The organism is Rhizobium sp. RM (assembly GCF_013390595.1).
Taxonomy (GTDB): domain Bacteria; phylum Pseudomonadota; class Alphaproteobacteria; order Rhizobiales; family Rhizobiaceae; genus Agrobacterium.
The window spans coordinates 1-14,097 of sequence record NZ_JACAWV010000024.1 but is presented as its reverse complement, the minus strand read 5'-3'; the positions used below and the strand labels follow the sequence as shown (position 1 = coordinate 14,097).

The following is a 14,097-nucleotide window of genomic DNA, read 5'->3' as shown; positions in this document are numbered from 1 at the left end:
TCTCGATGCGAATCGCTGCTGTGCTTTTAGGATACAAACGTCGTTTCCGTGAGGAGCGCGAGCTTCACGAAGGGTAGGACAAATCTTGGCGAGATCAACTTGTTGCTCGGCTAACGCGCGCCCTAAAAGTTCTCATGAAATTGTGAGAGAAACATTGAATTCAGGGGCCTGACTGCAAGCTAGAGCGAGGAGTGTTCCTATTTTTGGTTCGTTTGCTCTTAAAACAATAAAGCTACCGGAAACGACGTTGCGGGTTCGCCACGGCGGTTCGGGACCGCCAGTACTCTTGTTGCACGGTCATCCGCGCACACATACCACGTGGTACAAAGTTGCGCCTTTAATGGCACAGTACTTTACCGTCGTGTGTCCCGACCTGAGGGGTTTCGGGAAATCTGCTCACCCTGCAGACCCCCACGACTACGACGCCTTTTCAAAACGTGCCAAGGCACGCGACTGCATTGCGCTGATGGATCATCTCGGCTTCGACACGTTCTATCTGGCGGGTCATGACAGGGGAAGCTATACCGCGTTTCGCACAGCGATGGACCATCCTCACCGGGTTACAAAGCTTGCGATCTTGGATGGCGTACCGATCCTCGATGCGCTGGAGCGATGTGATGCACAATTTGCTACACGCTGGTGGCACTGGTTTTTCTTTGCACAACACGGGAAACCCGAACAAGCGATATTGGCGGATCCCTTGCGATGGTATGGTGGTACCGAAGCCGCGATGGGCAAGGAAAACTTCGCCGATTTCTGTTCCGCGATCCTGGATCCTGCAATTGTTCAAGGAATGCTTGGCGACTATCGCGCCGGAATTCACGTCGACCAATTCCACGATCTGGAGGACCGCAATGCGGGACGAAAGCTTCAATGCCCTCTCCACGTCCTCTGGTCGATGGATGACGATTTCGCTGAACTTTACGAGGATGTACTAGAGGTGTGGAAGCCCTGGTCAGCCTATCCCGTATACGGCAAAGGTATTCACTGCGGCCATCACATGGCTGAAGAAGCCCCCGTCGAATTGGCGCGCGAGTTGACGACATATTTCATGAAAACTGGAACATTTATACGCTGACCGCTGCTTGTCGCTTTGATCCCAACTGGTCGCCAAGCACGCTTCCACACCCAGGACCGCCCCAGGCGCGACCGTGGACAAAGGCCTTTCCAAACCCGAGAGCACGGGCAGGTTTTTCAAAACCTCTCCTTTGTTTCTTCTTCAGGCAATCCGGCTCCACAGTCGACCCAGTCCAAGCGCCCCTCGATTCCGTAATGACTATTGGGATGGATTTTTTCTGGCTGGTCGAGCGAACCGAGCGTAATACGGATAAAAGGATCATCGTCGTATTGAAGATAAAGCGGAGTTCCACAGCTTGGGCAGAACCCGCGGGTAGCTATTGGAGACGATCGATAAGCCGACGGGCCCATACCGGTCCATCTGAAGTCTGAAAGTGACAGTTGCACGAGGACAGCGAACGGTCCCCCGGTGGCCCTCCGGCACATACTGCAATGGCAATAGCCCGCGCGCGCGGGATCGTTGTCAAACTCATAGCGACAGCGGCCGCAAAGACATGAACCTGTCCAACGCAAAACCATTGTGTTCTCCTCCCAAAAGTTGGTGACGCGATTAATAGGAATGTCGGATCTGATCGTTGAGTTCCGGTCGGGCTTGGGAAAAAAGGAGCATCTTCGGTTGATTGAGGTTACTCGTACGGTATCGTACAGGCACTCATATCTAAGCGTCGGTTTAGTTGACCGCCAACTATCTCGCTCTGCTTAGGGGAAACGTATTCTGGTGGTCGAGGATTCATATTGTTTTGGCAGATGAGACACGTAAAGCGCTCGAGCGTCTTGGTGCTCTAATCGTCGGCACGGTCACTCGCGCCGCGGATGCTATTGAACTGCTAAAATTGAAAAGTGTTGACGCGGCAATCCTTGACGTTCACCTCCTCGAGGAACTTGTGTTCCGCATTGCCGAACAACTCGAAAATGACGAAATTCCGTATGTATTCGCCACCGCCTACAATCCAGCCATTGTATTGGAGAGTTTCAGCGGATTCATTCTCTCGGGAAAGCCGATAGACCTCGACAAGATTGCTTTTGCGCTTTTCGAACCCGTACGAAGGGAACATTGACTCTGAACCTCACGCGGTTCCAAAGCCTGCACGAGTTCGTACATCTACAAGTACTTTATCCGTTAGTTAAGCTCTCCGGTTAAAATCTCACGGGCTCGACTAACTCGGCTTTAATTGTACCGATTGGGCATCCAAATCGTTCAGCTGCTGCGTCGTAGCTGACGCCTTCAATAAAAATTAGGTTGAATGCTGTTCGGTACGGCTGAGGAAGACGCAAAACCGCTCGCTCGAGCTCGTGACCGCGAACGACCCATTCTTGGGAATGGCGGTACGCCTGATCGACTGGCGCTGTCATCTACAACTCCCAATTGCTCACGCTTCGATAATCCGAATTTCGTGCAAAACGTATTTCGCATAATCGTGAAGAGCCACGATTTCAACTGCGTGCCAGGCCGGTATTTATCTAAGTTTGCAAGCGCTTTTGTTATCGTTTCCTGAACAAGATCATCCACATCCGTCTGCGAGGTATGAAATCGCCATGCAAAACTCTGCAGAGCCGGGATATAAGACACGAAATCGTTCTCAACCGCAGTTCGCTCGTTCCCAATATACATGAAATGGGCCCGGCGCCGAACCGTTCCATTGCGAGTCCACTTTCGTAAATGATAAAACTCCGTGAGGCAGTCCTTCACGGACCGGGACGTTACACAGTCGAGGGGTACTGAGCCAATGGGGGCGCTCGCGACGAGGGCATGCACTAACCGCTATCTTGTCCTGCGTCGCCAGTTTTGAACCTGATGTCTTTTTAAGGCTACCAGTCAATTCATTCAAAATGTGCGTGGCCCCCTTTAGCAACAGGCCAGCGTTGAACAACCGCCCTCGACGGACCTACTTGATATGTATCGCCGCACCTTTTGGTGGCTTCCCTAAAGAGGCAAAAGACCACATCGAGCTCATTCATCGCATTTGTGACTCTCCGACGAAACAACGCCGAACATGCTCGGCATGGACGTAATGGAGAGCGTGCTAGCGGGACGACAGATTTAGTTGTTAGGCGAAGACAGACCAGCTTGCACGCCGTTTACGTTTGTACGTGGTCAGCTTGTCTGGACAGGGCCAGAGAAAGCAAAAACCTATCGCCGTACGCCTATTTCGACCGCTCTCATGCGTAGATCAGGTTTCGATCCACCTTGCCGGTATCAAATCTGGAAGCGAAGATTAAGGCGGCTTCATGAGGCAGAGGGCGCGACAGGAGAAATCCTTGGAGTTCATCACATCCAAGACGTCCGAGAGCTGCTCGTTGTTCTTCTGTCTCGACACCTTCAGCGGTGACCCTCAGCCCCTTTGCGTGCGCCATATCGATCATCGCCACGACAAGCGCTCGACTGTCGGATTTATGCATTTCCTCGACGAACGACCTGTCGATCTTTACCCGGTCTACATCAAACTTTTGTATCCTAGAAATCGAGGAGTAGCCGGTTCCAAAGTCGTCAATTGCAAATCGAACGCCGACTGCCTTCAGATTCGAAATCGTTTCTCGGATTTCGCTTGTTTTATTTGTAGAGGCTGTCTCCGTCAGTTCTATCTCGAGCCTTTCAGGTCTGACACGCCATTTGTTAAGAGTGGCGAGCACCCGTAGCGCGTAATCGGGTGACCCGAGTTCAACCGAAGAGGCGTTTACTGCGACCGTGATGTGCGGCAATTCCACCAACATTTTGCACGCGTCTTCAAGGACGAAAGCGCCGATGTCAGGGATGAGACCGATTTCCTCAGCAACGGGAATGAACTGATCGGGCGGAATGTATCCGCTGGTGGAGTGTTTCCACCGAACAAGAGCCTCAAACGAGCTAAGACCACCGTCCTTTGAAAAAACTGGCTGATAGAAAGTCTCTAACTCAATACGTTTTTCTACAGCGGATCGAAGATCAGCCTCGAGCGCTCTGCGCTTGCGCAGCAGTTCGTCCATGTGCTTGCCGAAGACCGCATAGGTATCTCGGCCGGCGGTTTTGGCGTGATAAAGTGCAATGTTAGCCTGTCGAGTGAGCTCTACTGGATCGCAAGACCCAGCTGCAAAAGCGACGCCGACGCTTGCTCCAATGGCAACGCGAACTGTTCCGATAAAAAAGGGCATTTTAAAGAGATCTACGAGCTGGCTTGCCAATTCTTCGCAACGCTCAGCATCGAGGCCCTGTAGAAAAACCGTAAACTCGTCGCCTTCCCCTCTCGCGATCACAGACTCCGGCAAGAAGTCACTCAGCCTTGTTGCAGCAAGAACCATAAGTTCATCACCTACAGAATGTCCATATTCGTCGTTGACGCGCTTAAAGTGGTCGAGGTCCACGAAGACAACGCTGTGACTTTCGTCGTGAGCCGCCTCAAGCATGCGACAATGAAGTTCTGCACCAAACTGAACACGGTTTAGCAGGCCTGTAAGCAAGTCGTGGGTTGCCTGATGACGGAGCGCTGCACGACTTGAAGCAAGGCGTTGAGACCTACGCCAAATCGCGCCTCCAGCGAGACTGCTTCCCGCAAACAGCGCAACAAATGAAATCAGCAAGGAAGGGAGGGTCGCTTCCAGGACACGCTGTCCGGGCGTAAATGGTTCCCACCGGAAGTAGCCATATATTTCGCCGTTCCGTGCTGCCAATGGGACTATGGCGACACTTTGGTCTTTTGGGCGGGTAGCAGTAAATTCAAGCCCTGAAAAAGCGTATTCCTTACCAATCATAGACGGCAGATCACCATCAAGAAATCTCACGGCGACATGGAGCATCTCCTGGCCCGGTACCTGCTCAATACTGCCCGTATCGGAAATGATTGGCTTGACACTAACGATTGCAGGCCGCACGCCAACGTAGGTTACGTCCGCCTCCCCTATTGAAAGTGTCTTATCGCTGATACCGCTGGTATCACCGGCGGTTAGGCGCTCTTGAAGTCTCCTTGCAAGGGCGAGATAGGAGTTTTGGAGATCTTCTGGCTTGAAAAACTCGCTCGAGTCAGCTGGGAACTGGTACGCTGGCACGAGGTCAGGCGCCAGAACGATGGCCACGTCATGACTGAAATAGCTGTGCATCCAGGAGCCAAGATTTGCGTCGATCCAATTTATATTTCGCCACCTGGTGTTCTTGACGGCGTCGTCCCACACTGTGGCGCTCTCTTGGTCATGGGCAATCCCGGCCTTCAGTTTCGCGACAGTGAGAATAACGAGATCGCGTTGTCGTGACACCGCAAGCTCGTCGCTTCTGGAAGCAGCCCAGCTGAGGGTGAAGGCAATCAAAGCGACCAGCATCACAGAGACGAAAGCCGGGAGTACCCATCGTAGAGCCCATTCAGATCGAAGCTGTATTGTCATTCGCGCACGCCAACCAATAAATCTGATAAAAACCTAAAACAGCTACGGTTAAGACGACAGAAAACAACTTGGTTAGAAGCCGGTTAACGGCCTTGGGTACGCTAGCGTACGGATACAGGTGGCCTTTATCGCTGCGTTCAGAATAACGATTCTGACCAAAGGAACGGTTTTCACGACGATGTCCTTTCGGACGCGCCGACTTTTTTTGTGGTTCTCAATCTGATTGTAGAAATGAGCAAACAAGATATTTTTTTCGCGCACCCGTACACATTCGACTGCAGTGTGAGGCGGAAAGAACGTTTTTAAGCGGGTGGGACGCTATATCTGGACAGCAATCGGATACTTGGCGGCTGGTTAAAGCAGTGGAGTTTAGTGAGGCGCGGCGTACTCAAGCCGCGCCTCCCCCACCAAAGGTAGCCGAGCCGAAACGCCGGAAAAGGCTCGACATTCTGCAAACTGGATGGTTTGTTTTTAGTTCCCGACTACGACCGGAAACAATCCGTCTGTGTCTAACCATACGGGAAAAAAGTCGCGGCCCTGTTCGAGGCCGCGTAAGTTACATCGCTTCTTATGCCGCGGATCGGGGGTTGGGGACAATAAGCCGCGGCCTCTTTACAACAGTCTAGCCGGTCGATGGTTCCAACGATCACCGAATGTTTCCAGAGGGTTGTTGTGCGCATTCGGGTGCAGAACGGGCTATTTGAAGGGACCATCTTTGCAAGGGATAGGATCTCATGCCATGTATATGATGCCCCCGGCTGGTCACTGCTTGCATACCACTGGGGAAGTTTTTTTGGAGGAAGTTAGATAGCTTCGACTGTCATCAAGTTGCAGGTACGGCATAATGCCGCACGCACTTGCGCGGCAGTAACAGCCGTCATGAGGCTTCTCCTGCAATTAGATTATTTTTGGGAATTGCCAAACTTAGGCAGCTTGGACGATCATGTAGCGGTGCATGGATTCGTGGACATCGGGCATGCGCACCGGACCCGGCATCCCGAAAGGGGTGTCGGGTTCATTTCGGAATGCGGCGCTGAGTTGGTCCTTATCGCGCGGCTCGGGGGCCTGGCGCTTACGAGGGGCATCCGGCTCTCTTTGATGGAACAATTTTACGGCCAGTGAATTAGATGACTGTCTTGGATTCTCCAAAAGCCAAGGCAACGGGGCCTGCTTCGTCACACGCACCCCAAACGAGAGGCCCGGAGCGGTAGCACGACCGGGTCTCTTTTTTTTCGAAACCAAATAACCGACGAGAAGTTAGGAGGCCGCTGTGTTGGAGTATGCACGGCACTGAGGCCCGTGCACAAAGCCCCGCAGCTGTGCGGGCCTCTTTCATTCAAGCAGAAGGCGGGAGGATCAGGTAGTGTCCCCCGCCCGTTTCGGCCAGCTCCGCGATTTCTTCGGGGGGCAGAGGGCGTTCGATTGTTCGCGGGTTTCGGCATTGTGGATTACGATATTCACCCGCGGACTCCTTCAACAAGGAATTTACCAACGATGTACTTCCATCGTCGGAGGAAACCCGAAGTGCGTTTCTAAGCCGTCAAGAATGTGGTTCGCGGGAAATTGCGAGCTCAAAAGCCCAGCCATCGCGGCTTCCTTGCAGCACCCAGGGGATTGCAATCGAGGCCCGCGGTAATAGGCTGTCATTCCCGGCTGGCTAAAAATCTGCGCTGGTGCTCTCGCCGGCGCAGCGCTTCTCGCTCTCGGATCATTCCATCTCGGCAAGAGCGAAGGCCGTAGCGAGGGGCGGGCAGAGATGCAGGTCGAGGCGGCGAAAGAAGCCCTCGAACGGATTACCAAAGTGGAGAAGAGTAATGCGACGTTCACAGATCTATCGGCTCGCCATCGTTGCCTTTTGTTCATGCGGGATAGTAGGTTGCCAGACAGCGCCTGCTACTAATGGCCCCGGATAGCAGGCGGTCAGGTTTTCCGATGCGGAAGCCGCTCGTTTAGCGGCACAAGATTAAACGGCGGGTCCGGCCATCTATTCGAACAACGTCAGTGCGGCCTTGATGTTGCCTGCAGGAAATAAGGGGAAGTGGGCTGATCGCAGAAAAGTCAAAAGCCGCTCGGTTTCCCGAGGCGGCGTGCTTGATAAAAAATCGGTCAATATCGAAAGATTATGATGCGTTGAGCTAAATACTGCGCTCGTCCCCTGAAACGCCTGCATTCAACAAAAATGCGGCGCTTGGAGTCAAGCAACCGAGCGCAACCGAGAATGCGTCTATTCCGCAACCCGGAGCACGGGCGGAGCGCCATCCAGAGGGAAAGTCCTCAGATCCACTTGAACCATCGGGCCGCGTTGCGTCGACATCGTCAAAACGCTGATGTCCACATCTAGTCCACTCTTATGGACGTCGCGGATCGCGTCATTGAAGTTGCGGAGCGCAACGGCCAACTGGCCTTCGGCCTGCTTCTGTCGTGTCAGTTGAGATGTCATCGCGATCGTGTCTCCATCACTGCCCTGTGCCAATACTCTTCACACTTCTGCATCGCCTCACGGCACGTAGGAGCGTAACCGGCGTTTGGTGCCGGAGGCTTACCCCGAAAGATATTTGGAAACCAGCCCGCCCAATGCCATCTTCCCATTGTTGGGCCGTGCATTTCCTTCCCGGTGCAACCGATGGCGTCGGCGCCGTCATAGCCGGTCCAGTCGTAGTCGGTTGGCGGATCTCGCGCGTCGATCTGCGTTTGCTTCCATCGGAGACTGGGTTTGTATCGTTCGGTCGCCATAGTCGGCGTGCTCACTTGTGCGAGTAGTGCTGCCAGCAGAGCCAGGTGGATTTCTCCGCTTTGCTCTTTGAGAAGCCAAAGCCTCCCCACTGCTTGCAGCCGAATGCTCGCATCAATGCTGGTCCAAGACGCCATCGCCTGATTTCGTCTTCTGGTCCGTCATGCTTCTGCGGCGTGCAGAAGTTGTAGGTTCCAACCTTCGGCGGGTGGTGTAGCGAAGAATTTGGCTGCTCGTTCGCTGAGTTTCGTTTCAGCCATCATGATGAGGGTCCAACGCCTATGAAATCCAGCATCACAAATCCCGGCTATAAAGGCGCGGCCAGGTGGGTGCGTATCCATCTATGCTGATCTTCTGCCGGCTTCACCATTTGTTCGCAGCAGCGCCATAACCATTGGTCCAAGCGAAAACTCTCCTCTCTCCGCCCTTCTCGTCAAATCTCTAAGGTATCCCCCCGCCGAATTAATGTGCCCAGCCCTTTCGAGGATACATGCGATCGCGACCGCTGCATTTTCCGCCCCCATATTCTCGCAAGCGTCCTGATATGCAGATGGGCTGACGCCAAGCATTGATCGGACGACAACAGCCGCGGTCATCAGGTCGCGCCAGCTCCCAATAAGCCCGCCGGGACCATAATCGACGATCTGTGGGCACGCCTTCAACACGACTCCAAGTGGGAAAGCCTTCAGCGTTTCTCGCTTCGATTCGTTCTGGTACTCAGGTTTTGCCCCCTGCTCCTTTTCGGAGCCTGGTTCAAGTTCATTGGTGGATTCGGTATTTGAATTCTGTATATGGCGGTCATTCTGACCATCATTGGCGGTCATATTTTCAGATTTTAGCTGAACTTCCAGCAAGTTGACGACCTCTTCGCGCAACATCCGCATGTCTTCGAGGATGGATTCGACGAGAAGCCTGTCAGGATTGCGCGTCAGACGACCAACCAGACCAATATACATCGCCTCGACAGCCATCCAGTCACCCTCAGCGCCCTCCTCGATGGCGGCCGAAATGAGCTTACGAACGTCACGCCGGCAGATCGTCAGCGCTTCCTTGGCACGCTTCATCAGCCTGGCTTCTTCAGCAACCTTCTGCGCGAGATGAGCGAGTTCCTGGGCGCGAGCGAGCATTGGAGCAAGGCTGAAGCCGAATGCTTCCTCAATCTCCCCTGCCCTATCACGGTGCGCATAACGCTTGCCGTTCGGGCTGTCGTGTCTCTCGATAAGACCCGCATCAACCAACGAAGCCAGGCTACGCCGCAGTGTCCTGCCGGAAATGCCGTGCGAGCGGACTGACAACTGAGCATTCGACGGAAACACCACAAGAGATGTTTCAGACGTCAGATCCGTCTCCGGGTAAAAGGTCAGGAGAGCATTGAGCACAGACAAAGCGCGATCCTGCACGCCGAGTGCCTCGCGTGCTTCACACGCGTCTCGAAACACTTTCCACTTATCTGCGGTCCTGCCCTGCGGCAGTTCATTGGTTTCGAGCTGCCGTTTTACAAGCGCAAGCTTCGCCGGCCGCCGCCCGAATGGCGTCGTCACACTTCCAATCTGCATTTTCTTTCACCTTTCATCGGGCAAAAGAAATCCGCTCACCAAAACGGTGCCAAAGACTCTTGACTGGGATTCGTGAAAATGCGATTCTCGTTCTTGCTACAGAATTGAGGAAGGCTTCCACGACGGAAACGTTTGGGGGCCTTTTTCTTTTGCTGGTTTAGTCTCCTGCTTTTTCCTTTTCTGATCTCCTGAAAGCCGCATAAAGGCTCTCCAGCTGAGATGAAATGTATTCTGCGAACTTGGGGCCGTCCTTGGCTTCCACCGAAAGAACGCCCTTCTTCGCTGTCTGACTGAACTGAACTCTTACCGCGTTGTCCGAAGCGGGCGACCAAGCAAAGCTGTTCACCTGCGCCGACACATTTGCGGCTGTTTTACCGGGCTTTTTGAAGGCTTCGACAAACGCCAGTTGAAAACGGTCTTCGCTCGTAGCCGCCAGGGCTTCCTCTGATTTCAGGATCTCCAGGATCGTAGATACTTTTGAAGCGTCCAGCTTATCGGCGAGCTCCATCCAGCGACGCCGGCCAACCTCCGGTGCAGCACCGATTGCCTCAATAAGCGTTATTGGAACCTGCTTCACAACACTCAACATCTTTGAGAGGGCGGCCTTGTCGACCCCCAAAGCGGACATTATGATTTCACGGGTAAAAGACCTGTCTTCCAGCTTTGCAGCAAAGAGCGCTCGCTCGATGTACGAAAGATTGGTGCGTGAGTTGTTCTCTTGCCCTTGGCTTACGACAAGCTGGTCGTCTGTGAGGTCGCGGACAACTGCTCTCACCTTTACCTGAAGCCGGCGCACTGCCGCCAAGCGTCGGTGTCCGTAGGCGACTTGGAAGCGGCCTTTCGCCTCGGGATGAGGGCGAATGAGAATTGGAACCTGCTGCCCATTTTCACGAATTTGTTCGGCGAGCTCAGCAAGCTTGGTCTCATCAAGGGCCAGACGATCACTCACAAACGAGGAGTCGATCAGGGCAGGATCGAGCTCAATGATTGTTTGACCTTCAGCGAGCTGTTTCTCAATCCCTTGCGCACGTTCCATAGTCGACGTGATATTGCTGAGCGATTTTGTAATGCCGCCGATCGGTCCGGTAGGGCGCGGCGGTGGAACAAAGCCTGCAATAGGGCGACCAGAGGTATTCGGCGATGGCGAAGAGACGACAGCTCCAGATTCGTCGGACACGCCGATCAGATTTTTTCGTGCCATCTATTATTTCCTTCCCCAGACGGCTCGCATCAAGTCTTCGATTTCGCCGTTCACGGCTCCCAACGATTCCATTGCGCGGTCATAGGTGCCACGCGTGAACTGGCTCCTATCGACTTCATAGAGGGTTTGCTTAGTCACGCCGGCATCTGAAATCGCGGTTGATTTCAACATAGGATTCTGAAGCATTCTGTTTCCAAAAATTGCTCTCATAAATCCCGACATTTGAGCCTGAGGACCGTCGTTAGGCTCGTAACGTGTGAGCAGGTAGCGCATCCAGTCGTAACTCGTGCGTCCGCCGGCATTCTCAACAACGCTCATCAGTTCGCTGGTCATCGAGAGAAACTGCGACATCGACATGACATCCAACATCTGAGGATGGACCGTTATGAGAACCGAAGTCGCCGCGCAAAGAGCAGACATCGTTAGAAAGCCGAGCTGCGGTGGGCAGTCGATAATGACGACATCGTACAAGCTCTCGATTTCTGAGAGTGTCTCACCAATTCTCGCAAAGAACATCGTCGCCGCATTACCCCCCGCCATATAGCGAGGCGTTTCGTGCTCAAACTCCATGAGTTCAAGATTGCCAGGAATAATGTGGAGGTTCGGCGTATACGTCGATCTCACGATCGAGGAGATTGGCTGAGGATCTTCGTAGCGGATGGCGCCGTGAAGTGTCTCCCCCTCCCCTACGTCCAACTCCGGCTGATGTCCAAACATAGCGCTGAGTGAGGCTTGAGGATCAAGATCAATCGCAAGCGTTCGGTATCCGCGCAGCGCAAGATACTGAGCAAGATGCGCAGAGGTGGTCGTCTTAGCGGAGCCACCTTTGAAGTTCATTGCGGCGATGACTTGAAGCTTTTCGTTTCCGCGTCTGTTCGGGACATATTTCGGCGAGCCATTTTTAACGTCAAGCGCAGCCCTGATCTGATCCATATCGATAGGGCTGTACATTCTGCGGCCGTTGGCCAATGGCTCCGGAACGTTGATTTCAGCGGCAATCTGTCGGAGATATGTTTCACCGATTCCAATCAGGCCTGCAGCTTCACTGGGAGTGAACTGACGGATTGATTTCTGAGCGGTCGGGGGGAATACGCGAGCCTGATGGAGCTGCAATTGCCGTTGAAGCTCGGCTGCATCCGCAGCAAGCGTCGTCGGCAGATGCTCTGCAACGGAGTGTGAAGATACGACTTGCAGCATTGAATTCCCTCAGCAGCGCAGTTTTGACAAATCAAACTTGAATTGCGCAGCTACGATAATCTCCGATTCGTAAACAATTTACAAATGGGTAACTATATGGGCTTTGACTCAGAGTTGTCCGCGGACAACTGATGTCCCAAAGTATTCCAGCCGCAAAGTTGTCCGCGGACAACCGACATCAGTCAGAAAATCAGATCAGCAACTGTCGGCTGAAAAACACGTGGCAGCAAACACAGCGACGCAACGCACGAGAAGTCTTGCCTTACCCCGCACTGAGCCCGGCTCTAATACCATAGCGGGCGCAACGAGCTGCTCGCAAAACACGCCAAAGCACGAAGAGGTTAGATTGTTGGGCGGGTGGGGAGGTTGATGGTGTAGAACGGCCCTCCTCAGGCAACTGAGTTTGGCGCATACTCTCGCAAGAGTTCACACAAGGAGCAGTTCCATGGATGCGATTGCTACGATTGGTCTCGATTTGGCAAAATCGGTCTTTCAGGTCCACGCTGTCGATGCCGCCGGAAAGTTGTGGTCGGCCGAGCAATTCGCCGATCTCAACTTCTAGACTTCTTTGAACGAATCCCTCCATGCCTTGTCGGAATGGAGGCCTGCGCTAGCGCGCACTACTGGACGCGCGAGATCAGCAAATTTGGCCACCAAGTCCGCATCATGCCCGCTTCTTACGTCAAGGCTTACGTGAAGAGGAACAAAACGGATGCAGCGGACGCTGAAGCCATTTGCGAGGCCGTTACACGGCCAACGATGCGGTTTGTCCCAGTGAAGTCGGCAGACGAGCAATCTGTCAACATGAGACTAAAGGCCCGCGATCTCCTTACCAGGCAACGTACTCAGACGGTCAATGCTTTACGCTCTCATCTCGCCGAGCTTGGCATCGTAACTGGCGCAGGGTTTAGAGCGAGCGCCAAACTCGTCGAGATAGTTCGCGACGATACCGATCAACGGCTGCCACCGATCGCCCGCATTGCATTGACGGAGATAGCGGATCAGATCGAGCGACTGACCGAGAAGATTATGAGACTTGAAAAGGTGATCGTATCATCTGTCCGAAAGGACGACGTCGCACGGCGGTTGATCAGCATCCCAGGCGTCGGCCCAATTACTGCTGCCGCGGTGAGAGCGCTTGTGCCGGATCCAGCTGGATTCCGAACCGGCCGGGATTTTGCGGCATGGGTGGGGCTGACACCACGGTCAAACTCAAGCGGCGGAAAGCAGAAACTAGGTTCGATATCGAAGCGGGGCAATCCTCAACTGCGAAGTCTCTTCATGGTGGGAGCGATGGCGATCCTCAAAATGTCAAAGCACGGGGCGACCATGCACCCCTGGGTCGCCAGTCCTATGAAGCGGAGGCCATTCAAAGTCGTCGCTGTTGCGATGGCCAACAAAACAGCGCGTATCATCTGGGCCTTATTGATCAAGGGCGGATACTACGAACCGAGATCGATAGTATTGGACGCATGACATCTTTATAAATTTCCGGGGCGACAGCGCCGGAATGAGTGGCAAGGTGCAGCTAAAGTGATGAACCAACGGGACGAATTCCAATGCAGATCAGACCATGCCCCTCGTTGCGCGTTAGAGCGCGGGAGATCGATTAGGCGATCAGCATTACGGAAATCATCATGGCCAGCGGTTGTGTGACCGCACTGATAGGCCGGACATACGACCGCACCACCCGATTTGGAGAATAACAGCAGCAGCGTCTTGCTAAACGGGCCGTTCCACATACGAGGGGCGGGACTTAAGGGGAGCCCCTCGAAGGCGGCCGGGTTCCTCGTAAACCCGGCCATAGGTTGCGCCGCATCTCATGACGCATCCCCTTCCCTCTTCTAACAATGAACCGCGACGGTCAACCCGCTCAGTCCTGAAAGATGGGTCCCGATCGGTTCCGCAAGAACGAGCATGCTGCAATCGGTGATCGCCTCGCATCCTACCGCAATGAGGTGGCCCTAGACCGTGAAAAACTCTGC

Annotated in this window: 10 protein-coding genes and 1 pseudogene; 3 read left to right on the top strand and 8 right to left on the bottom strand. The window is 53.8% G+C overall.

Going from position 1 to position 14,097, the window contains the following annotated elements; all coding sequences use genetic code 11:
* Nucleotides 1–199: 199 nt before the first annotated feature.
* Nucleotides 200–1,078, top strand: coding sequence for an alpha/beta fold hydrolase (locus HWX89_RS24560; protein WP_138793737.1), 879 nt, complete (start codon nucleotides 200–202; stop codon nucleotides 1,076–1,078).
* A 116-nt stretch (nucleotides 1,079–1,194) separates the two neighbouring features.
* Here HWX89_RS24560 and HWX89_RS24555 read toward each other — a convergent pair whose 3' ends face one another.
* The gene (locus HWX89_RS24555; protein WP_138793736.1) at nucleotides 1,195–1,596 is read right to left on the bottom strand and encodes a GFA family protein; all 402 of its coding nucleotides are present in this window, start codon (nucleotides 1,594–1,596) and stop codon (nucleotides 1,195–1,197) included.
* A 221-nt stretch (nucleotides 1,597–1,817) separates the two neighbouring features.
* Here HWX89_RS24555 and HWX89_RS24550 point away from each other — a divergent pair, with 221 nt between their 5' ends.
* Nucleotides 1,818–2,135 (top strand): response regulator, encoded by a 318-nt coding sequence (locus HWX89_RS24550; RefSeq protein WP_246705278.1) that lies wholly within the window; start codon nucleotides 1,818–1,820, stop codon nucleotides 2,133–2,135.
* 79 nt (nucleotides 2,136–2,214) lie between these two features.
* Here the strand turns inward: HWX89_RS24550 and HWX89_RS26315 are convergent, their stop codons facing one another.
* The 7 genes from HWX89_RS26315 to repA all read right to left on the bottom strand — a co-directional run bounded on the left by HWX89_RS26315 (nucleotide 2,215) and on the right by repA (nucleotide 12,112).
* Nucleotides 2,215–2,352, bottom strand: coding sequence for an RNA polymerase sigma factor (locus HWX89_RS26315; protein WP_246705277.1), 138 nt, complete (start codon nucleotides 2,350–2,352; stop codon nucleotides 2,215–2,217).
* Nucleotides 2,303–2,689: a sigma factor gene (locus HWX89_RS24545; protein WP_246705276.1), complete on the bottom strand. Its 387-nt coding sequence runs from the start codon at nucleotides 2,687–2,689 to the stop codon at nucleotides 2,303–2,305. Before HWX89_RS24545 ends, HWX89_RS26315 begins: the two co-directional genes overlap by 50 nt.
* 548 nt (nucleotides 2,690–3,237) lie before the next feature.
* Nucleotides 3,238–5,427: a putative bifunctional diguanylate cyclase/phosphodiesterase gene (locus tag HWX89_RS24540; RefSeq protein ID WP_138793735.1), complete on the bottom strand. Its 2,190-nt coding sequence runs from the start codon at nucleotides 5,425–5,427 to the stop codon at nucleotides 3,238–3,240.
* A gap of 2,224 nt (nucleotides 5,428–7,651) precedes the next feature.
* Nucleotides 7,652–7,867: a hypothetical protein gene (locus HWX89_RS24535; RefSeq protein ID WP_138793734.1), complete on the bottom strand. Its 216-nt coding sequence runs from the start codon at nucleotides 7,865–7,867 to the stop codon at nucleotides 7,652–7,654.
* Between the two features lie 632 nt (nucleotides 7,868–8,499).
* Nucleotides 8,500–9,714 (bottom strand): plasmid replication protein RepC, encoded by a 1,215-nt coding sequence (repC, locus tag HWX89_RS24530; protein WP_178340921.1) that lies wholly within the window; start codon nucleotides 9,712–9,714, stop codon nucleotides 8,500–8,502.
* Nucleotides 9,715–9,871: 157 nt separating this feature from the next.
* On the bottom strand, nucleotides 9,872–10,915 hold the full coding sequence (gene repB, locus HWX89_RS24525) for a plasmid partitioning protein RepB (protein WP_138793760.1): 1,044 nt from the start codon (nucleotides 10,913–10,915) through the stop codon (nucleotides 9,872–9,874).
* A 3-nt stretch (nucleotides 10,916–10,918) separates the two neighbouring features.
* Nucleotides 10,919–12,112: a plasmid partitioning protein RepA gene (repA, locus tag HWX89_RS24520; RefSeq protein ID WP_138793759.1), complete on the bottom strand. Its 1,194-nt coding sequence runs from the start codon at nucleotides 12,110–12,112 to the stop codon at nucleotides 10,919–10,921.
* A 445-nt stretch (nucleotides 12,113–12,557) separates the two neighbouring features.
* Between repA and HWX89_RS24515 the strand changes: the two are divergent.
* Nucleotides 12,558–13,588, top strand: a pseudogene (locus HWX89_RS24515) (IS110 family RNA-guided transposase).
* Nucleotides 13,589–14,097 lie beyond the last annotated feature (509 nt).

Coding starts and splice junctions, on each gene's coding strand:
- repC (WP_178340921.1), bottom strand. CDS start 9,714: ATGCAGATTGGAAGTGTGACGACGCCATTCGGGCGGCGGCCGGCGAAG.
- repB (WP_138793760.1), bottom strand. CDS start 10,915: ATGGCACGAAAAAATCTGATCGGCGTGTCCGACGAATCTGGAGCTGTC.
- repA (WP_138793759.1), bottom strand. CDS start 12,112: ATGCTGCAAGTCGTATCTTCACACTCCGTTGCAGAGCATCTGCCGACG.
- HWX89_RS24540 (WP_138793735.1), bottom strand. CDS start 5,427: ATGACAATACAGCTTCGATCTGAATGGGCTCTACGATGGGTACTCCCG.
- HWX89_RS24535 (WP_138793734.1), bottom strand. CDS start 7,867: ATGACATCTCAACTGACACGACAGAAGCAGGCCGAAGGCCAGTTGGCC.
- HWX89_RS24545 (WP_246705276.1), bottom strand. CDS start 2,689: ATGTATATTGGGAACGAGCGAACTGCGGTTGAGAACGATTTCGTGTCT.
- HWX89_RS24555 (WP_138793736.1), bottom strand. CDS start 1,596: ATGGTTTTGCGTTGGACAGGTTCATGTCTTTGCGGCCGCTGTCGCTAT.